The following is a 19,325-nucleotide window of genomic DNA, read 5'->3' on the forward strand; positions in this document are numbered from 1 at the left end:
GGGCAACGTTGAGTACAGCTTGTTGGACCTCAGCCCAGCGGCGCTAAAGCCACTGTTTGATTTGCCTTGCGACCTCTGCGGTGGAAATCCCGTAACGGTCGTGCAGCGTTGGAAGCGCGCCGGCGTCGAGAAATTCGTCCGGCAATGCGATCTGGCGGAAAGGCGGATGTGCCCCAGAACGCAAGAGGAGTGCGGCAATTGCTTCGCCGAGGCCACCAATGGTCGTGTGATTTTCGGCAACGACGACAAGCCGTGCCGGCTTGCTGGCCTCACGCAGGATAGTCTCTGCGTCGAGGGGCTTGATGGTTGGAACATGCAGCACCGCTGCATCCACGCGGTCATCCTTCAAAGCTTGGACGGCCTCGAGTGCCCGCATGGTCATGATGCCGGACGAGATGATCAGGACGTCCTTGCCATCACGGATCAGCTTGGCCTTTCCAAGCTCGAACTTATAGTCGTATTCATCCAGAACGACAGGCACCTGGCCGCGCAGCAGGCGCATGTAGACTGGACCTTGATGCGCGGCTATGGCTGGCACCACCTGCTCGATTTCACTGGCATCGCAGGGGTCGATCACCGTCATATTTGGCATGGCCCGAAACAACGCGAGATCCTCGGCGGCTTGATGACTTGGGCCATAGCCCGAGGTCAGGCCGGGCAAGGCGCAGACGATTTTCACGTTGCGGTCTTCCTCCGCAATGGTCTGATGAATGAAATCGTAGGCGCGCCGCGATGCGAACACGGCATATGTCGTCGCAAAGGGCATGAAGCCCTCTGCGGCGAGTCCGGAGGCTGCTCCGAACAAAAGTTGCTCGGCCATGCCCATCTGGTAATAGCGGTCTGGAAATTCCTTGGCGAAGATGTGCAGGTCGGTGTATTTGCCGAGATCGGCGGTCATGCCGACCACCTCTGGCCGGCTCCGTGCCAGTTCGACGAGTGCATGTCCGAACGGCGCTGGCTTCGTCTTTTGGCCCTCGGCCGCAATCGAGGCGATCATGGCAGAGGTGGTTAGGCGCGGCTTGCCCGCTTGCGGTGCTGATCTGACGGTCTTCATGCCTGCCTCCCGGCTTCCAGCGCGGCAAGGGCAAGTTGCCATTCGTGCTGCTCGACGCGAATGAAATGGTTCTTCTCGCGCTGCTCGAGGAAAGGAACGCCCTTCCCCATGAGGGTGTCGGCGACGATCATTCGCGGCTTCGGCTCGGGATGCGACTTTGCACGGTCGAATGCTGCGAGCACGGCATCGAGATCATTGCCATCGATACGTTGTACGAACCAGCCGAATGCCTGGAGCTTGTCGACCAAGGGTTCGAAGGCCATGACTTGCGTCGAGGGACCGTCGGCCTGCTGGTTGTTGACATCGACAATGCCGATCAGGTTGTCCAGCTTGTAGTGGGCCGCCGACTGGATGGCCTCCCACACGGAGCCCTCGTCGAGCTCGCCGTCGGAGAACAAGGTGTATACCCGCGCCTCGGACCTTTTGCGTTTGAGGCCAAGGCCCATGCCGACAGCAATGCTGAGCCCGAGGCCGAGCGAGCCACCCGACATTTCCATTCCGGGCGTGTAGGAGGCCATGCCCGACATTGGCAAGCGGCTCTCGTCACTGCCATAGGTCTCAAGCTCTTCCTCGGGGACGATCCCCGCTTCTATCAAAGCCGCATAAAGCGCAATAGCGTAGTGCCCGTTTGAGAGCAGGAAGCGATCGCGTTCCTCCCAGGTCGGATCCTCCGGCCGATAGCGCATCGCGTGAAAGTAAGCCACGGCGAGAACGTCGGAGATATCGAGCGCCTGAGCGATATAGCCTTGGCCCTGAACTTCCCCCATGCGCAGCGCATTGCGGCGAATGTTATAGGCGCGGTCCGCCAGCTTGGGCGTGTTGGTCAACGTTTTGGTCGGCGCTTCCATCGATCTGGACCTTCTCTTGCTGGCTCAGTGGATGAGCATGCCGCCATTGACGTCGATCACGGCACCAGTGACGTACGCGGAGAGATCGGAGGCCAGAAAAGTGTAGATGCCGGCGACATCTTCTGCGGTGCCGAGACGATTGAGTGGAATGCCTTCCAGAATTTTCGCACGCATTTCATCAGTCAGCTTGCCGGCCGTGATATCGGTGCCGATCAGGCCAGGCGTGACGCAGTTGACGCGGATGTTGTCAGGACCGAACTCGCGAGCCATGGCCTTGGCTAAACCAAGAACGCCGGCTTTCGCTGCCGAATAGTGTGGTCCCCCAAAAATTCCGCCGCCACGCTGGGCCGACACCGACGACATGCATGCGATCGATCCGGACTTCCGCGCACGCATATGCGGGATCACGGCCTGGGAGAGGAAGAGAACGCCTTTGAGATTGACGTCTTGAATGCGATCCCAATCGGCGGCTGATATGTCCAGGAGCTTCACCGGCTGGGTAATGCCGGCATTGTTGATCAGTATATCGATACCACCGAATGCCTCGACCGCGCTTGCAACTGCCCGCTCGCAGGACGATTTGTCAGCGACGTCGCAGCGCAAACCGAGGTGTTCCTTGCCAAGAGTGGCTGCTGCCCCTGCCGCGGCTCCGGCATCGATATCGAGGATTGCGACCCGAGCGCCCTCGGAGGCAAACCGCCGGGCGGTGGCGAGCCCGATCCCCCGCGGCGAGGCCGCGCCCGAAATGATGGCTGTCTTCCCGCTGAGCAGCATCAGTTCCTCCCGCAAATTGTTTTCCTTGACAATGCTAGGAATGACCCTCGCTCTCCGCGCCGACAAGCGCACAGTTGTCATGGGTCGATGAATCTGGTTCACTTATGCGATGCTCTCGAATGTTCCGATATCGGCAATTCGCGCCTTTGAGGCGGCGGCCCGCACCGGATCGTTTCGCGATGCGGCGAATGAGCTTCACCTGACGCCAAGTGCAGTCAGTCATGCAATCCGTAAGCTGGAGGACACGCTCCGGACCGTTCTCTTCGAGCGCAGTGCACGCGCGGTGCGGCTCACGCCGGCCGGCGAGAACCTGATGCGACATACCGGCGCTGCATTCGATCAGCTCCGCCGCGGCTTGGAGGAAGTCGCTGCTCGTGGTCCGCAGTTGGTGCGGGTTCACTCCGCTCCGAGCTTTGCAGCGCAATGGCTAACGCCACGACTGGCGCAGTTTCTTGCAGCCCATCCGAAGCTAGAAGTTCGCTTGGCTGCCAGCACAGACTATGCGCGTTTCAGTAACGATGATTTCGATGTCGACATCGTTTACGGTCCGCCGAGGGCGGAGGGCGTCGAGATTGTTCCTCTGCCAGAGGAAACAGTCACTCCCCTATGCTCCCGGAAGCTTGCAAAATCAATCAAGAAGCCGATCGACCTCCTGGATCAGACATTGATCCGTTCAGACGTGAAGCAAGTTCAATGGCATCAGTGGTTCGCCGCCAATGGATTGGAAGCTCCAGCGATTCACGGCATGAGATTCGATCGAAGTTTCCTGGCGATTGCAACCGCCGCCGAAGGACTGGGAGTAGCCTTGGAATCAACGCTTCTAGCGGAGCGCGAATTGGCTAGCGGACGACTGGTTGCTCCATTGGCCGGCCGCGCAACCGATATTCGATACGTCGGTCACAGGCTAATTTATCCGCGCGCCAGCCGGCAACGCTCGGCGGTGCGCGCTTTTGCCGATTGGATCGTCGCCCAGCTCGGAGGCGAAGCTAGCCTTTCCTCCCAGTAAGTATCGCTCGTTGCCGCGATGGTTTGGCTATCCGAAAAAGTGAGGATGGGCCTCGTCAGAACGGCCATGCGCGGTGGCTTATCGCAACAATTGTGTGACTGCGAGAGGGACGAGCAAAGACGTAACCAGCGCGTTCAGGCTCATCGCAATCCCCGAGAACACGCCCGCAACCTCGTCCACCTGAAACGCTCGCGCGGTACCAATGCCGTGCGCGGCGATGCCCGCGGCAAAACCACGCGCACGAAAATCAATGATACCACTCCAATTCATCAATGGCGTGACAATGATCGCTCCCATGATCCCCGTGAGGATCACCGCGACGGCGGTCAGAGAAGGGTCGGCGTGCAGTGTTTCGCTGATCCCCATTGCGACCGCGGCTGTCACGGACTTAGGCGCAAGGGACAGTACAACATCGCGCGGCAAGCCTGCAGCTTTCGCAAGCAGCACAATCGACGCGGCCGCTGTGACCGAGCCCACAACGAGGGCTGCCAGCATTGGCACGATCGAGGCAAGGACGATCCTGCGGTTCTCGTAGAGCGGGATAGCGAGCGCGACTGTGGCTGGGCCGAGCAAGAAATGTACGAACTGCGCTCCGCTAAAATAGACCGGATATGGCGTGCTGGTCACGAACAGAAACACGCCGATGATCCAGACCGCGTGGAGAACAGGATTGGCGAGCGGATGTCGGTGGAGGGCAAGCGACAGCGCTTCCGAGACTGCATAAACCAGTAAGGTGATCGTCAGCCAAAGCAGAGGCGATTGCGACAGATAGACCCAGAGCGAGAATGCATGGTCCTTCATGGCGCCTCATGACCGAACAGCCGGCTGACCAGGCGAAACGTTAGCACGGTCGCGAGAAGGGTCACTACGACGGAAAGGGCAAGAATCAACACAATTGCTATCCCATGAGCATAAATGAGATCGAGTTTTTCCACGACACCCACGCCGGCCGGGACAAACAGGAGAGACAGATTGTTGAGCAGCCCCCTGCTGGCAGTCTCAACGCCGCCGTTTCGCAGCGGTCCTTGAGCGATGATTGCGAAACGGTCACGGACGAGCAGCAAAATCAACAGCAGCAGGAGCCCGACGACCGGACCAGGCAGCAGCAGGCCGAACCCGCGCGTAATGGCCTCTCCGATCAATTGGCAGAGGAGGATAAGACCGAGACTTGCCAGCATGGGGCACCTGAGTAGCACTTTCACACGAGGAGAAGCTGCCGGAAGCTCAATTTTGTTGATTCTTGAGACCGGCGCTGCCCTCCTGCGCTGCAAAAAAGATAACGATTGATAGCCATCTCGATTTGCCGATGGAGCGTCATCGCGGCTGAACACCGGGGCTTGCCTACGACCGGAAGGGTAACTTTGATTCCTGCATCGACAAAGGTCTTTCTCAAGCTTTCCCTCTGCGCGTCGGACATTGGTGTGTCGCTGTACTCCTCGATCCGCCAGATGATCGCCGTGGAGACGCACACCCGCTGGGCCACTTCCTTGACGGACCAGTTCAACAGGCCGCGGGCGGCACGCAGATGCCTGCCGCTGAGGCCCTCATGCCAGCGATACAGCCCGTCTGCTCGCTGCAAGCGGCATTCGACTAAAAAGGCTGTGCGGTTTCGACCGAAACCGCCCATCCGCGCAGAGCTGCCTCGTGGTCGTCAGGCAATGTAAGCTCCTGGCCGGAGTTGCAGCCGGGCTTGGAGCATCTCGTGCACGACCATGCGTAGAGCCTCGCCGCAGTCCGGATCGACATCAAGATGGCTCGACAGACGTTTCAGGGCGAACGGACTGTTCTAGCAGACAGCAACGCGTACGTTGTTTGTCGCGCCTATTTGTCCGAATGGGAGGCCAAAGACCACGACGGCCAAGTCGCCGGACCGCACATAGCCTTCCCGTTGCGCTGCCACGGCCGCGATCCGGGTTATTTCTTCATGGCCGGAGGGATCGCTGGCCACGACACTATGGACGCCCCACAACAGGCACATGCGTCGCGCCACAATGTCGTCTGGCGTCAGAGCAAGAACGGGGATCGGTGGTCGTTTGCGCGAAATGCGGGCTGCGGTCGTCCCGCTCGCCGTGAAGCCGATGATGGCTTTGGCCTCGATCGTGGCGGCAAGATCTGCGCCTGCCGCTGCGACAGCGTGTGGAGGGGTAATCTCTTCGTCGACTTGCGCAGCCCTGATCAAGGAGCGATAGAGACGATGTTGCTCCGTACTCCGGATGATACGATCCATCATGGCGACGGCTTCGGCCGGATAAGCGCCGTTTGCCGTTTCGGCTGATAGCATCACAGCATCGGCTCCATCATAGATGGCGGTCGCAACATCGGAGGCTTCCGCGCGCGTCGGCGTCGGCGCTGCCACCATGGAATCAAGCATTTGGGTTGCGACGATCACGGGCTTTGCGGCCATTCGGCAAGCACGAATGAGCTCTTTTTGTCGGCCAGGCACGTTTTCCGGGGGAATCTCGACCCCAAGATCGCCGCGGGCGACCATGAGGGCGTCGGACAATTTGATGATATCATCGATGTGATCAAGCGCCATTGGCGTTTCGATTTTGGCGACGAGGCCGGCTGCCTCACCGATTAGAGCTCGTGCCTCAATCAGGTCTGAAGGCTTCTGAACAAAGGACAAGGCAACCCAGTCGACGCCCAGCTCTAGGCCGAAGACGAGATCGTCACGATCCTTCTTGGTCAGGGGGTAGATATCAAGCAACGCTCCCGGCACGTTTACGCCTTTTTGATCGCGGATCGTTCCACCGACAATGACGCGCGCTATCATGTCGCCATCGCCTGGCTTTTCGAGGCTTAGGCGAACACGGCCGTCATCGATGAGCAGATTTTGACCTGGATACGCAGCTACAAAGATCTCCGGATGTGGCAGAGGGATCGCCTGCTTTCCGCCTCTTGCTCCGTCCAGAACAAAGCGGACCGTTTCGCCGGCCTGCAGCGTGAGCTCACCCTCTTCAAGCGAACCGATGCGCAGCTTCGGGCCTTGCAGATCTTGTAGCACGCCGATGGGTCGGCCGAATTCGCGCTCGAGCGCGCGAATGGCGGTAAAGGCGCGCGCGTGATCGTCTTTGGTGCCATGACTGAAGTTCAGGCGGAATGTATCGGCACCTGCAAGATCGAGAGCACGGAGTTGGTCGAGCTCGACGGTTGCCGGGCCGATGGTTGCGACGATCTTGGCATGGCGCGAGCGGCGCATCAAAAATCAAACCCCTTGGATGAGCCGCCTTCGAGCCAGCCGCTCCTGGCGAAAGCCAATGCTTCGTCGATCACGCGCTCGCCCCATGCAAACGATGTCAAGCTCCAGAAGCGGCAGCCTTTGTCTTTTGCTGCGTCGCCGATAGGATGGCGTTGACAGCCCGGTACGCGAACACAATCGCAGGCCCGATGGTGATGCCTGCTCCTGGATAGATGCCGCGCATCGGGGATGTCATGTCGTTGCCGCAAGCGTAAAGGCCCGCGATGGATCTTTCCTGCCCGTCTAGGACCTGGCCGCAAGTGTCGGTTGCCAGGCCGGTGGCCGTGCCGAGCGTTGCCGGAACGATTGGAAGCGCGATAAACGGGCCTGTCTTGATGGGTCCGAGATTTGGGTTTTTCTTGCTCACGGCCGGATCGCCGAGCGTGCGATTAAAGGCGGATTCACCGCGTTTGAACAGCGGATCGCGCCCCTCAGCAGCGTGCGTGTTGTGCTCTTCGACGGTCTTTTCAAGCGCAGCCGGATCTAGCCCCAGCTGTTTGGCAAGTTCAGGAATTGTCCGGCCGACCTTGATGTACCCAAGGCGCGCATATTTTCCGATCCTCAAGGTCCAGGGCCAGGGCAGCAGATGTCCCATACCTCTCAACCGTACGAACTCCAGGTCGCAGATGAAGTAAAATCGCTTATCTGCCGGATAGCCGCTGGTGAACATCGCCAGGCAAATGTCGTGATACGAATTGGATTCGTTGACGAAACGCTTGGCATCCGGCCCCACTGCGATGACGCCGGGACGGCCGCGATCGAGCCAGCCATAGGGGACCACTTGGGAGGAGCTGCCGCTCTTGAGAATTGAGACGGGAGTCCAAAAGCCGGCAGAGGCGACATTGTTGTCAATCGCAGCTCCAAGCCTGGACGCCAGGGAAATGCCATCGCCCACAACGTCCACATGGGCCAGCGTGTCATCGTGCTGGTGGGGACCGCTGAGGCTGGCTCTTAACTCTGCGCTGCGAGCAAATCCGCCCGTTGCGAGGATGACGCCATGCGAGGCGCGCACGCGAAGGTCGGAACCGTTCCGCTTGACGACGGCTCCGGTGACACGCCCATCTTCCCTGATCAGCTCTATCAGCGGGGAGCCAGGCCATATCTCGACGCCGTGCTTGCGCAGACTGACGACCAGGCGCGCGATCAGGGCGTTCCCTCCGCTGAGCTCTGTCCCGCGCCTGTGGCCCAGCCGGTCACGCGCGTAGCGACCGACACGCCGCAAGACGTGTCTGAGGGCGGCAAAGGATTGGAAGGGATTGAGGAAGCTTCTGACCTCGCTGGATGAGATCATCATTCCACCAAGCACAACCCGGATGGGATCGCCGATCAGATCGAAATCGGCTCCGAGAAGGCGCCCATCATAGGGAGCCGGGCTCAGTGCCCGGCCCTTGTCGACGCCGCCGATCTGGCTCGAATGATAATCGGGCGCCGAGGCCAGCGTGAAGTTGACCTCTGTCCCGTCCTCAAGGGCGGCAAGTGCAGCTGGGCCGTCCTCGAGATAAGCATCGATGAAGCCTGCCCGGTAATAGGTGCCAAGTTCGTGCTGCAGGTAGGTCCTTGCCTTCGCAAGCGAGTCGTCGATCTTCGCTGAGCGCGCCTGGGGTGAGCAAGGAACCCAGATCATACCATTGGAAAGAGCTGTCGTGCCGCCGAGCCGGGCGGATTTTTCGCAGACAGTGACGCGCAGTCCTGCTTTTGCCGCATAGAGGGCGGCCGAGAGCCCGGCTGCACCACTCCCGACTACGAGAACGTCGGTTGCCCATTCGTGATCCGCCCTTGCGCTTCGGGCGATCGCCACGGTCATGCCCTTGCTTGATTGGCCCATCGGTGTGTCCATTCCAGCCTCGCTGCGATTTCTTGGAACTGAGGTCAGTGATGTTGGGGAAGCGGGACGGCTTTGAATTCCTCGGCTGCCGCCTTTACTGCCCGTTCGATCGGAATTCGTTCGATGGAGGAGGCGCCGACAAATCCGACGCATTGCGTCGACCGGTACACCTCGGCCGTATCCGCGGGCTCTGCGATCGCACCACCATGGCAGAGCAGGACAACGTCGGAGCGCCCGCTCCTGGCCGCGGCGTTGATGTCGTTGATGCGATTGATCGCGTCTTTGACCGACCGCCCTTCCTCATGGCCAACGAGCCCGCCCCGTGTGGCGCCGACATGAGGGATGATGCAGTCGGCCCCGGCGCTTGCCATCGCCTTGGCATCGTCCGGGTTTGCGACATAGGCGAGCGAGAAGATGTTCTTCTTGCGCGCAGATGCGATCATCTCGACTTCGCGTTCGAAGCCGAGCCCGACGCGGCCGCGGCGGTCGCGCCATTTGTCGCCCATGGTCGAGATGGTGGGATAGTTGATCACGCCTGAGAAGCCGGCCGCCCAGAATTTGTCGAGCAACGCATCGAGATCGAGCCGAACGGGATCCCAGGCCTCAACGCCGCCGATCACGGGGATGGAAGAGACAACGTTGCGGATTTCTGCGGCAAGCTCGAGCGTGCGCGCGTTGGAGTCTCCGATCCGGCTGGTCGGAAGCCCCATCAGGCGCGACAGCCCGGTAGAGTAGACCACCAGCATGTCCGCGCCCCCGAGGACAGCGCATTTGGCCACCAGGCCGCAGCTGCTGCCTGCGGCAAGAACCGCTCTGCGCTCGGCCACCTGGCTTGCGATCTTCGCTAGGATTTCGCTTCGCTCAAACATCCGCATCGCAGTCAGCCTTCCTGCGCCAATTGCTCGAGGATCCAACTCGCGGCCGCCTCGGCAAATTCGGGATCGTTGATGTGACAGTTCAATTCGCGCACCGTGATTTTGGGCGGCAGATTGTTCTTGACCGCGTCCAGCCAAGCGCGGTCGGCATTGCAATCACGGAACACGCCGCCGTCGCGGTCGTAGTCGGAGACGCCTTTCGCCGGCCAGAGCACGATGGCTGGCGCTTCGGCCCGCGACAGCCGCTCGGCCGTAAGCCGGCCGATGCTTGCGTTTTCGGACGGAGTTGTGCGCATGAGCGTGGTGTAGCGAGTATGGGAGTAGAACTGGCGGCAGCGAAACTGATCGGGGACGCTGGATGGTGGACCAAAATTGACCATGTCGACTGCGCCTGGCGCGACGACCTGCGGGATTGATCGATCCGCGGCTGCCTTGAGCCGATCCGGTCCGGCGCTGGCGGTGCCACCGACGATTTCGTCAGCAAGCTCGGTTGTGGTCAGATCGATTACAGCGTCAAACTCACCGGCCGCGATTAGCTGTTCCATCTTGCGCCCGCCGGCCCCGTTAGCGGGGAAAACGATCGCATCGAGGCCGGCCTCTCCAAGACGTCTTACGCATTGATTGGCCGCCGGCGTCGTAACTCCGAAGGCCGTGATGGCGACGATTTTCTTCCGTCTCCTCTGACGGGATGGCTCATATTGCATGGCGGCCACGGCGCGGCCGGCATTGTCCAGCACGCGTTGGGTGAAGGCGTTGATCCCGAAGAGGTCGACAAGGGTCGGATAGAGGATGATGTCGTTATGGACGGCCAGTTCGGCGAGCAGTGCGGGCCTGGCGCTACTCACAAGGAGCTTCGGGAAGCCATATGGTAAATCGCGGACGACTTCGCCAAAGACGGCGCTGCCCTTGCCACCCGCAATTCCGACAATTGCGCTGATCGCGCCTGATTGGCGAAGATCATCGACCATTTTGCGGGCCGATTGGGCAATGTCGTTCAAGAGCTCGACGGGAGAAACGGCGCGGCCGCCATCTGTCGGCTCTTTGTCCGACCCTGCCTTGGACGTACCGACGTCTAAGACCACCGTCGTGCGGCCCAGGCCTTCGATGACGTTTCGGAGATAAGATGCTTCTGCGCCCTTCGTATCGAGCGTCGCCACGATTGCAACGGCGCCAGCGGCTCCGACCTTGGGCGAGCGCCCAAGCCTGGCCGACTTCGCGTCGTCGGTGCAATGGTGCGACACGATCTTTCCTCTCCGATCCTGCTTGATACGAATGGTCTAAACGCGGCCGAGACGCTCAATAAGTGCCGCGCCGGGGAGAGTTGGGTAATATTGGGTAGATGTCTCGAAGCGCTCGGGAGCGCACCGGTGGCTCTAGCCAAGGTTGCCTGTCCTGTCTGCGGCGTGTCTTCCCCTCTCCTCTTCCGGCATCTTCTGTCCGGCGTCCTTTCGGGCCCATGAGACGCACGCGGTGCGCAGCAGGCGAAGGTCATCTCCGCCAGCCCTTGGGACGCTGTTTCACCCATTGCAAAAAGTGCCAAGTGGCGGGCGGGTGGACAGCTCGCGCGGTTCAATGCCTGTGAATTGAATTCTAAAAAGAGACCGCTGCTGGAGCTCTCCAACAGCGGCGTAAGTCGAGGGAGGAAGCAGACGAGGCCGGCCTGCCAGCGGATAGATGAGACGTCGTCGGAAGCCTGACGTGCCTAGATGTCGTGCAGATCTCTAGACCGAACTGAAATGCCGTATAAGATCAGTGCGATGTTTAAATGGGTAAGATTGGGTAGAGGCGGTTGAAGCAAAGAGCAGTCGGCGAGCTCATTTCAAGCAGGTCGGACACGCGCGAGGGTTATTGCCTAGCAATCTATGCGCCGGCTTTAGGGAGCCTTCCGGAAGGCTCCATGCTGGTCATGGCGACCTTGCCCGTCGTTGACTGGAACGATTGTCTGTTACGGGATCTGCGCACGTTCCGAAAGGAGAGATCTGCGGGTGTTTACGCCGCGATCGTCATGATCGATCCCTTCGCGTGCTGGGAGGATCTTGCCGATGCGTTGAAAGAGGCCGGGATCAAGGGGATCATCAACTTCCCGCCGGCGTCTCTCATTGAGCGGTCAACGACAGGGACGCCCATTGAAAGCGGACAGGAGATCGAGCTTCGACGTCTGGAATGGTTTGCCAATTTGGACTTCAGGGTGTTGTTCGCGACGGACGACATCTCTAAGACCGCAATGGCCGAGCGGCGCATCGGCTCGCATCTGGCCGGCCTGGTCCAGATGCCGGAAGAAGCGCTCAAGTTCGTGATTGGCGATGGCGTCGATTTGGTAAGCGCCGGGAAGCGAGGAGCGCCGGTGGCGAAGTTCGCGCTTCTGAGCGGCACGAAGCCGCCAGCGCGAAAATAATGAGGAGCAGAGCTACTCCAGGATCCGCAGCTTCTTGATCTTGTTGTAGAGGGTCTTCCTGGAGAGTCCAAGGGACTGGGCAGTTTTTCCGCGGTGGAGCTTGTTTCGTTTCAGCCCTTCGATGATCCACTCGCGCTCGGAGAACACATTTGTCCGTTTCACGGCCGATGACGCGGTCAGCAAAGGCCTTAGGACGTCAGCCGTAATGTGTGACAGTTGCAGCGTCACCAGCTGGTTGACGATTTGGCGCAACTCTCGCAGGTTTCCCGGCCAATCATGCCCGGCAAGCGCCAGGAAGGCAGAATTCTCTATTCCCAACGTCGGCGCGTTTGAATCTCCCTTCGCTTCCACCGTGAAATGCTGGACCAGTTGGGGAAGGTCTTCGAGCCTGTCCGGCAAGGCCGGCAGGGCAATGTCAAGCCCGGTAAACAGGGCAAGAAGCCGAGGACAGAGCACGGTTTGAAGGCTGGCGCTGCGAGCAATTGTCGCTGTTGCAATGATCCGTGCGTTGGACCGCACGACCGATACCCCGTTCAGGGGTGCAAAACCGCCGGTCTCGAGGTAATCAGCAAGACGCTCCTGGCCATCCCGCGGCAGTTGATCCAGATGCAGCAGCAGGACGGCAGTGCCGTTTGCAGCTTCAAGAATCGATAGTTGGCGCTTCCTGGTCTCGTCGCGCTCCGCGCCGAACAATGCACCGATGTTGCCCGCTGCCGGCCCCGCGCGGCACTGGAAGAGCGCAGCCTTTGTATGTTTGCGGTCGCTGAAGCTGTGAACGAGATTCGCTATCCTGCGTTTTCCCGAGCCCGTTTCGCCCCACACGAGCACAGGATTAGGATTGGCAGCCAGGCGTTTGGCGGTCTCGAGCACCCGCTTCATGACTGAGGATTGGGCAATGACGCCGTGCCTGAACCCGCTCAATTGGAGCTGACGCTCGAGCAGATCGACTTTCTCGCGCAAGAGATGAATCGTCTTGAACCCGGATGTGACCTCGAGGACCGACATCTCCAACGGGACCCGGTCCAGCGAAGAGCCGCCTATGAAGCCCTGGACGCCCGTTTCGCGGCAGATATCGAGGAGTTCGTCCGGCTTTGTAATGGGTCCGCCGCCGAGTAGACAGATGACGTTCTTGTCGGTGGAGTGCGCCACCCGTGTCACGGCGCTGGTCCGCGCTGCGAGCTCGGACTGGCTGATCGATGGATCAGATCCGCTTTCGACGCTGCGATTGAGATTGAAGTTGATGCAGATCGCCTCAATGCCTGCCTCGACCATGCGCCGCGCTTCGGCCTGGGAGCGGGTATAGGCAATCGTCATCAAACCGCGTTGACGGGCTTTTGTTAGAAGTTCGATTTCTCGCTCGTAGCCGAGGCCAGATTTCTCGAGCAAGGACCTTCTAAAATCGTCGATGTGGATGACGGAGGGGAAATTGGTAACCCCTGTAAAGCCCCATCGGATGATCCGGTCGAGGAAGCGATCGAGATCGAGGCGCGGATCGAAGGTGCATGCGCCGAAAAAGACCGGCAGTTTGGTGCTGGGCAGGATCTCGGTTCGGCCGAATCCGGCGACGAATTCGTTGCTATCGCGGATGGGCAGGATCGAGGCTGGCGAGGAGCCGCCCATGGCGCGAAAACGGCCAGCGTTGAGCGCAAGGACAAAATCTGCACCCGCCCGTTCGGCCGCCCTTGCGGTCATGCCCGAGCCGATGCCTGCCCCGAGCACGAATGAACGGGAATTGCGGAAGAACTGCCTGATTCCTGCGTTCTTGACCTGCTCTACCCGGTTGTGCATACCGGCCGCCCCTCCTGTGCGGCAGGCCCGAAAATTAGCTCCAATTTGCCGGTGCGTGCAACCGCTGCAGGGCCTTGCCGTTGGCCGTGAACAGGTGGCAATCGGCTGGTGAAGCCGCAAGGCGGACCTTGCCAGATCGTTTGGCTGGCTCGAGCCGTGGCGCTTTGGCGACCACGGCTTCCTTGCCCGCGTTGCCGTAGATGTAGGTGACGCTGCCAAGGTGCTCGACGAAATCGACGTCCAGCTCGAGAGCGATCTCTTTGTCTTCTGCCGGCTGCGAGAAATCATCGGGACGGATCCCGAGCGTGATCGGCTTGCCGACCAGCAATTGATCCGGCCGAACGGGGACCGAGACGGTCGAGCCCGCGTCAAGCCTGACCTCCACCCCTGTCTCGTGCGCGGCCTCGATATGACCGCCCAAAAAATTCATCTTAGGCGAGCCAATGAAGCCGGCGACGAAGCGCGACGCCGGGTAGTGATAGAGCTCGTGGGGGCTCCCCACCTGCTCGATATTGCCGTCCTTGAGCACGACGATCTTGTCAGCCATGGTCATGGCCTCGACCTGATCGTGAGTGACGTAGATCATGGTGTTTCCAAGCTGCTCGTGGAGCTTGGCGATCTGGACCCGCATCTGCACCCGCAGCTCGGTGTCGAGGTTGGACAGCGGCTCGTCAAACAGAAACACCTTGGGCTCGCGGACGATGGCCCGCCCGATCGCCACGCGCTGGCGCTGGCCGCCGGAGAGCTGCCGTGGCTTGCGATCGAGCAAATGGTCGATCTGCAATAAGGACGCGGCCTCAGCGACACGCTTCCCGATCTCCGCTTTCGTCGCTTTGGCCATCCGCAAGGGGAAAGCCAGGTTTTCCCGGACGGTCATGTGCGGATAGAGGGCGTAGCTCTGGAACACCATGCCTAGATTGCGGTCGGCCGCGTCCACGTCGTTGACGAGCTCATTGTCGATGAAAAGCCGTCCTCCGCTAATCGGCTCGAGACCGCCGATCATGCGCAGCAGGGTCGACTTGCCCGACCCTGAAGGCCCGACGAAGACGACGAATTCGCCGTGATCGATGGTGAGGTCGATATTGCGCAGGATCTGGATAGTGCCATAGGCCTTGTTGAGGCCTTCCAGGCGAACATTGGCCATCACGCTCTCCTCTGCCGTACGGTGTCTACACCAGCCTTCACGGCGATTTCTGAAAGGCTGGACACGGTAAAGTCGGCTGGCAGCAGCGCGGCGTCCTTGCGAGGTGGGACGCCTGTCGTGACGAGCACGGCAGGAAGGCCGGCGCGCTTGCCGGCCTGGATATCTGTCTGTATCTGGTCGCCGATCATCAATGTGGATTGACGTGGCGTTCCAAGCCGCGAAAGCGCGGCTTCGATCATGTGCGTCTCGGGTTTGCCGACGATCAGAGGCTGGACTTGAGTTGCGGCTGCAACTGCCGTGATCATGGCCCCTGCCCCTGGTTCGAAGCCGTCCGCAGTCGGCAAGAGAAGATCAGGGTTTGTGCCTATGAACACGGCGCCGCCCAGGATAGCCGCAGCAGCAATTCGCAGCTTGTCATGCGTAATCTGGCGGTCGAGCCCCATCACCACGACTTCAGGCTTCGCATCGGTGACTTCGAGGCCCGCCTCCTCGATCGCTTTGGCAAGGGATGGCGCGCCGATGACAAAGGCCCGTGTCAGTTTCGGGTATTGGGCGCGAATGAGCGCCGCGGCCGTGATGGCGCTCGTCACGACCTGCCTCGGGGAGATCGAAAGCCCGAAACCTCCGACCTTGCGCACAACATCTTCCGGCGTGTGGGTCGAATTGTTAGTGACGAAGCAGAAGGGAAGTTTTGCCCGCTGCCAGCTCTTGAAGGCTTCGATGGCGTCCGCGATCGCGGCGTTCCCCCGGTAGACCACGCCATCCAGATCGGAAATGACACCGGCGATCTCGGGCCATTGAAGCTGAGTGCCGGACTTAGCCATTCATCAGCATCCCGCCGTTCACGTGAACGATCTGGCCGGTCATGTAGGAGGCCGCAGGGCTTGCGAGAAACACGGCAAGGCCGGCAATGTCGTTCGGCAATCCAACCCGTCCCAATGGGATTCGGCCGCTATGGCGGGCTTCCGTCTCCTCACGCGGACGGCCATGCATGGGGGTGTCGATGATCCCCGGTGCGATTGCATTCACATTGATCTTGAGCGGCGCGCATTCATAAGCAAGGAGCTTTGTGATGTCGTGAACGATTGCCTTGGAGAGGCAATAGTCCGCCCCTCCGGCCTGATAGTTGAATACGGCGCCTTGCGAAGACAAGGAGGAACCGACATTGACGATGCGGCCGCCCTTGGTTGTCATGAAGCGCTCGATCGCGAGCTTCGAGCAGCGGAGGATTGCGACCGAGTTGATCTGGATTGTGCGTTCGATCTTGTCGGCCGCCCCGCTGAGGAGCGGCTGGGCAGATTTAACGCCGGCATTGTTGACGAGCACGTCGAGCCGGCCGAATCGTTTTCCGATCTCCTCGAGCACGCGCGCCACGTCCTCTTCGCGCGAAACGTCCATGGCCATCGGCAACACGCCATTGCCATGGGGAAGTCCTACCAATGTCTGCCTGAGGCTTTCGAGATTGGCGTCGGTGGCAACGACGTTGGCCCCTCCTGCCCGAAACGCATTCACAATGGCAGATCCGATGCCGCCCCCTGCCCCTGTCACGAGCACCGTTCTGTCTGAGACTGAGAACTGTTCGGTCATTCCAACTCCAAGATCGTTTGTGATTTGAGGAATTCATCGACCTCTGCTGCCAGCGGCATTGAGGCCTGCGCCCCGCGGCGCGTTACGCACAGGGCAGCAACGGCTAGTGCTCGTCTGACCGAATCCCTCAGAGGCAGGCCTTGAGCGAGCGAAGCGGCAAAAGCGCCATTGAAGGCGTCCCCGGCGGCCGTGGTATCGACGACTTTGACGGGAAAGGCACGCAGCGCAAACGAGTGCGCCGCGTCGGCATAGAAGGCGCCCTGCGCTCCCAGCGTGATCAGTGCGGCTTTGGGTCCGAGGTGCAGAAGCTTGGACGCCGCCACTGCGGCGCTGTCGAAATCGGTCACCTCTACCCCGGTCAGCTCGAAGGCCTCGGTCTGGTTGGGGGTCACGTAATCGACTTGTCGCCATGCCGCCGGCGAAAGCCCGGGTCTGACCGGCGCCGGATTAAAAATGAGTTCGAAGCCCTTCTCGCTTTTCATTTCAAAGAGCCGGTTGAGGGCGGAGATGGGCAAGCCCATTTCGGCAACAACGAGCGCGCCTGGCGCGATGAATGCGGCCGCGCTCTCAACCATGGCCGGCATCACATTCAGATTGGCGCCCGGATCGATCACGATCATGTTCGAACCGTCGTCTCCCACCAGGACGAGGGCCGAGCCGGAGACCTCACCGGCACAAATGGTGATGGCCTCAGCACGGACTCCGGCTTCGCGCAGTGACTGCAAGAGGGACTGGCCAGCCTCGTCCCCGCCAAGACGGGTGTAGAATAGGGGCTTCAGTCCAAGCCGTGCGGCCGCTACGGCTTGATTGGCGCCCTTCCCTCCAGGATTGCGGTTCAATTTGCCCATCAAACTTTCACCCGGCGTTGGCAGCCGCTCGACATTGAAGCAGAGGTCGAGATTGGTCGTTCCAAAGAACATCAAGGGCCTGGGATTCATTTTACTGCCCCGAAAGTGAGACCACGTTCGAGGTGGCGCTGGCCCATCACGATCAAGATCACCGGAATGATCATGGTAACGACCAGTCCTGCAGCCATGACGGGATAGAACTGCACCCCCGGATTGAGCAGCTTGAGTAGCGCGACGGTCACCGGCGCCTTGGTGGAGCTCAGGATCAAGCCGAGCGCGAAGTTGTGCCAGGCCAGCAGAAAGATCAGCAAGGAGGCGCCGATCAGGCCGGGCTTGAGAAGCGGCAGCACGATATGCAGAATGACCCTGACAGGTTTGGCCCCGTCCATCGCTGCAGCCTCCTCGATGTCCTTTGGAATATCCTCGATGTAGGAGCGGCTCAACCACACGATCATAGGCAGCGTGACGACCTGGTAGACCCAGATCATGCCGAGATAGGTGTCGTAGAGTCCGATGGTCTGGAACACGTTGAAGAGCGGGATGACGACGAGCAAGGCCGGGGCGAACCTGAAGCCAAGAATGAAGAAGGCGATGTCCTCCTTCATCGGGATGTCTCGCCTTGCCAGAACGTAACCGGCGGGCACGCCAAGGAGCATTGAGACGAAAACAGATCCGAGCGCGATGGCGACGCTATTTGTCACTGGCGTGAGGAAATCAACCTTGATGGTGCCATAGCTTGTCGCGCCGGCCTGCGCGGCGTCGAACAGCACCCGGAAATTCTCAAGCGTCGGCGAGAAGATGAACTTGGGCGGCCAGGCCATGACCTCGCCCTGCTGTTTCAACGACATCAGCAGGATCCAGATCAGCGGAAAAGCGAGAGTGAGCGCGCAGATGCCAACCAGCAGATTGAGAGCGATATTTGTCGATCCTGAGCGATTTAGGCGCATGTCGCGTCTCTTCAGCTAACGCGTTGTCGGACGTATCGCCACAACTTGACCGTGAGGAACGCTCCGGCCAGGACGATGATCCAATTGACGACCATGAGGGCCGCGCCCCGGCCGAAGGCGAGGTTCTGGAATGCGGTGATGTAGGCGCGCACGGAAAGAACGGAGGTGCTGTTGCCGGGACCGCCTTGCGTCGTTCCGAAAATGATGTCGAATTGATTGAGAGATTCGATCAGACGGAAGACCGCAGCAATCAGGATGTAGGGCGCGATCAACGGCAGCTCGATGTAGAGGAAGGTTGCCCAGCCCTTTGCACCATTGACGCGCGCGGCCTCCCTGATCTCCTCATTGATGCCCTGGAGGCCGGCGAAGATGATCAGCGTGAAAAAGGGGGTGTAAGTCCATATGTCGATCAGGACGAGGGAAATCATCGCTGTCGCGGGATCAGAAATCCATGCAAACCGGCCCATTCCTACAAGCGACAGCAGATAGTTCAGGATGCCGCTCTGCGGATCCATCATCGTCGTCCACATCAAGGCAACGCTCATGGGCGGAAGCACGAGTGGCAACAGAATGACCGGCCGCATCACGCGTGCCAGGAACACTTCGGTGGCAAAGAGCTTGGCGAGGGCAACGCCGAGCACGGCTTCCGCAAGGACCGCTGAACCAGCGTAGACAAGTGTTGCTCGGACGCTATTCCAGAAGTCGTCTGTCTTGATCAACGCGGCGTAATTGGTAAGGCCAATAAAGTGGACCAGTGGCCGGCCGAACTTGAGATCCGTCAGGGACTGAAATACGCCGTAGAAGAACAGGAACAGAAAGCCAAGAAGGATCAAGACCGCCGGCGCGATCGCGGCGATGCTCCACCAGTCAAGGCGCGGCGGGCTGGCACTCTTGGCCGCGCCGTCTTGCGCCGAAGCGAGTTGGCTCACTGAAGACTGCAGCGTCACGATTGCGTCTAATCCTGAAGAATACATTTCAACTGACATCGAAATCCAA

19 protein-coding genes are annotated in these 19,325 nt (G+C 60.2%); 2 read left to right on the forward strand and 17 right to left on the reverse strand.

Annotated elements, in window-relative coordinates; genetic code table 11:
* Positions 1-43: 43 nt before the first annotated feature.
* Genes QY049_RS21655 through QY049_RS21665 form a run of 3 tightly spaced genes read right to left on the reverse strand, consistent with a single transcriptional unit; the run spans position 44 to position 2,676 of the window.
* Positions 44-1,054: a transketolase family protein gene (locus QY049_RS21655; protein ID WP_188637396.1), complete on the reverse strand. Its 1,011-nt coding sequence runs from the start codon at positions 1,052-1,054 to the stop codon at positions 44-46.
* Entirely contained in the window at positions 1,051-1,902 is an 852-nt protein-coding gene (locus QY049_RS21660; RefSeq protein WP_128929495.1) for a transketolase, read from the reverse strand. The genes QY049_RS21655 and QY049_RS21660 overlap by 4 nt, the downstream gene beginning before the upstream one ends.
* A 24-nt stretch (positions 1,903-1,926) precedes the next feature.
* Entirely contained in the window at positions 1,927-2,676 is a 750-nt protein-coding gene (locus QY049_RS21665; protein ID WP_128955190.1) for an SDR family NAD(P)-dependent oxidoreductase, read from the reverse strand.
* Between the two features lie 109 nt (positions 2,677-2,785).
* On the opposite strand from QY049_RS21665, the gene QY049_RS21670 reads away from it, so the two are divergent.
* A complete protein-coding gene (locus QY049_RS21670; protein ID WP_128929493.1) occupies positions 2,786-3,682 on the forward strand; it encodes a LysR substrate-binding domain-containing protein in 897 nt (298 codons plus the stop codon).
* Between the two features lie 78 nt (positions 3,683-3,760).
* On the opposite strand, the gene QY049_RS21675 is transcribed toward QY049_RS21670, so the two are convergent.
* The 7 genes from QY049_RS21675 to QY049_RS21705 form a co-directional block, all read right to left on the reverse strand.
* Positions 3,761-4,483, reverse strand: coding sequence for an LrgB family protein (locus QY049_RS21675; protein WP_128929492.1), 723 nt, complete (start codon positions 4,481-4,483; stop codon positions 3,761-3,763).
* Positions 4,480-4,860: a CidA/LrgA family protein gene (locus QY049_RS21680; RefSeq protein ID WP_128929491.1), complete on the reverse strand. Its 381-nt coding sequence runs from the start codon at positions 4,858-4,860 to the stop codon at positions 4,480-4,482. Before QY049_RS21680 ends, QY049_RS21675 begins: the two co-directional genes overlap by 4 nt.
* A 20-nt stretch (positions 4,861-4,880) precedes the next feature.
* Positions 4,881-5,261, reverse strand: coding sequence for a helix-turn-helix domain-containing protein (locus QY049_RS21685; protein ID WP_128929490.1), 381 nt, complete (start codon positions 5,259-5,261; stop codon positions 4,881-4,883).
* 207 nt (positions 5,262-5,468) lie between these two features.
* Positions 5,469-6,881: a pyruvate kinase gene (gene pyk / locus QY049_RS21690; RefSeq protein WP_128929489.1), complete on the reverse strand. Its 1,413-nt coding sequence runs from the start codon at positions 6,879-6,881 to the stop codon at positions 5,469-5,471.
* A 97-nt stretch (positions 6,882-6,978) separates the two neighbouring features.
* The gene (locus QY049_RS21695; protein ID WP_232995567.1) at positions 6,979-8,757 is read right to left on the reverse strand and encodes an FAD-dependent oxidoreductase; all 1,779 of its coding nucleotides are present in this window, start codon (positions 8,755-8,757) and stop codon (positions 6,979-6,981) included.
* A 32-nt stretch (positions 8,758-8,789) separates the two neighbouring features.
* Positions 8,790-9,614 carry a phosphoenolpyruvate hydrolase family protein gene (locus QY049_RS21700; RefSeq protein ID WP_232995566.1) on the reverse strand — a complete coding sequence of 275 codons (825 nt, stop codon included), beginning with the start codon at positions 9,612-9,614 and terminating at the stop codon, positions 8,790-8,792.
* Between the two features lie 11 nt (positions 9,615-9,625).
* Positions 9,626-10,861, reverse strand: a complete 1,236-nt coding sequence (locus QY049_RS21705; RefSeq protein ID WP_232995565.1) for a Tm-1-like ATP-binding domain-containing protein — start codon at positions 10,859-10,861, stop codon at positions 9,626-9,628.
* A 656-nt stretch (positions 10,862-11,517) separates the two neighbouring features.
* Between QY049_RS21705 and QY049_RS21710 the strand changes: the two genes are divergently transcribed.
* Positions 11,518-12,015: a hypothetical protein gene (locus QY049_RS21710; protein WP_232995564.1), complete on the forward strand. Its 498-nt coding sequence runs from the start codon at positions 11,518-11,520 to the stop codon at positions 12,013-12,015.
* Positions 12,016-12,027: 12 nt separating this feature from the next.
* Here QY049_RS21710 and QY049_RS21715 read toward each other — a convergent pair whose 3' ends face one another.
* Genes QY049_RS21715 through QY049_RS21745 form a run of 7 tightly spaced genes read right to left on the reverse strand, consistent with a single transcriptional unit; the run spans position 12,028 to position 19,315 of the window.
* The gene (locus tag QY049_RS21715; RefSeq protein WP_128929487.1) at positions 12,028-13,803 is read right to left on the reverse strand and encodes a phosphoenolpyruvate hydrolase family protein; all 1,776 of its coding nucleotides are present in this window, start codon (positions 13,801-13,803) and stop codon (positions 12,028-12,030) included.
* A 34-nt stretch (positions 13,804-13,837) separates the two neighbouring features.
* Positions 13,838-14,950 (reverse strand): ABC transporter ATP-binding protein, encoded by a 1,113-nt coding sequence (locus QY049_RS21720; RefSeq protein ID WP_206733110.1) that lies wholly within the window; start codon positions 14,948-14,950, stop codon positions 13,838-13,840.
* The gene (locus QY049_RS21725; protein ID WP_128955161.1) at positions 14,947-15,771 is read right to left on the reverse strand and encodes an HAD-IIA family hydrolase; all 825 of its coding nucleotides are present in this window, start codon (positions 15,769-15,771) and stop codon (positions 14,947-14,949) included. The genes QY049_RS21720 and QY049_RS21725 overlap by 4 nt, the downstream gene beginning before the upstream one ends.
* The gene (locus tag QY049_RS21730; protein ID WP_128929484.1) at positions 15,764-16,534 is read right to left on the reverse strand and encodes an SDR family NAD(P)-dependent oxidoreductase; all 771 of its coding nucleotides are present in this window, start codon (positions 16,532-16,534) and stop codon (positions 15,764-15,766) included. Before QY049_RS21730 ends, QY049_RS21725 begins: the two co-directional genes overlap by 8 nt.
* Positions 16,531-17,472, reverse strand: a complete 942-nt coding sequence (locus QY049_RS21735; protein ID WP_128929483.1) for a ribokinase — start codon at positions 17,470-17,472, stop codon at positions 16,531-16,533. Before QY049_RS21735 ends, QY049_RS21730 begins: the two co-directional genes overlap by 4 nt.
* On the reverse strand, positions 17,469-18,329 hold the full coding sequence (locus QY049_RS21740) for a carbohydrate ABC transporter permease (protein ID WP_128929482.1): 861 nt from the start codon (positions 18,327-18,329) through the stop codon (positions 17,469-17,471). The genes QY049_RS21735 and QY049_RS21740 overlap by 4 nt, the downstream gene beginning before the upstream one ends.
* Before the next feature lie 11 nt (positions 18,330-18,340).
* Positions 18,341-19,315 carry a carbohydrate ABC transporter permease gene (locus tag QY049_RS21745; RefSeq protein ID WP_245478029.1) on the reverse strand — a complete coding sequence of 325 codons (975 nt, stop codon included), beginning with the start codon at positions 19,313-19,315 and terminating at the stop codon, positions 18,341-18,343.
* Positions 19,316-19,325: the final 10 nt, after the last annotated feature.

Source organism: Bradyrhizobium sp. WYCCWR 13022, assembly GCF_030435535.1.
GTDB lineage: Bacteria > Pseudomonadota > Alphaproteobacteria > Rhizobiales > Xanthobacteraceae > Bradyrhizobium.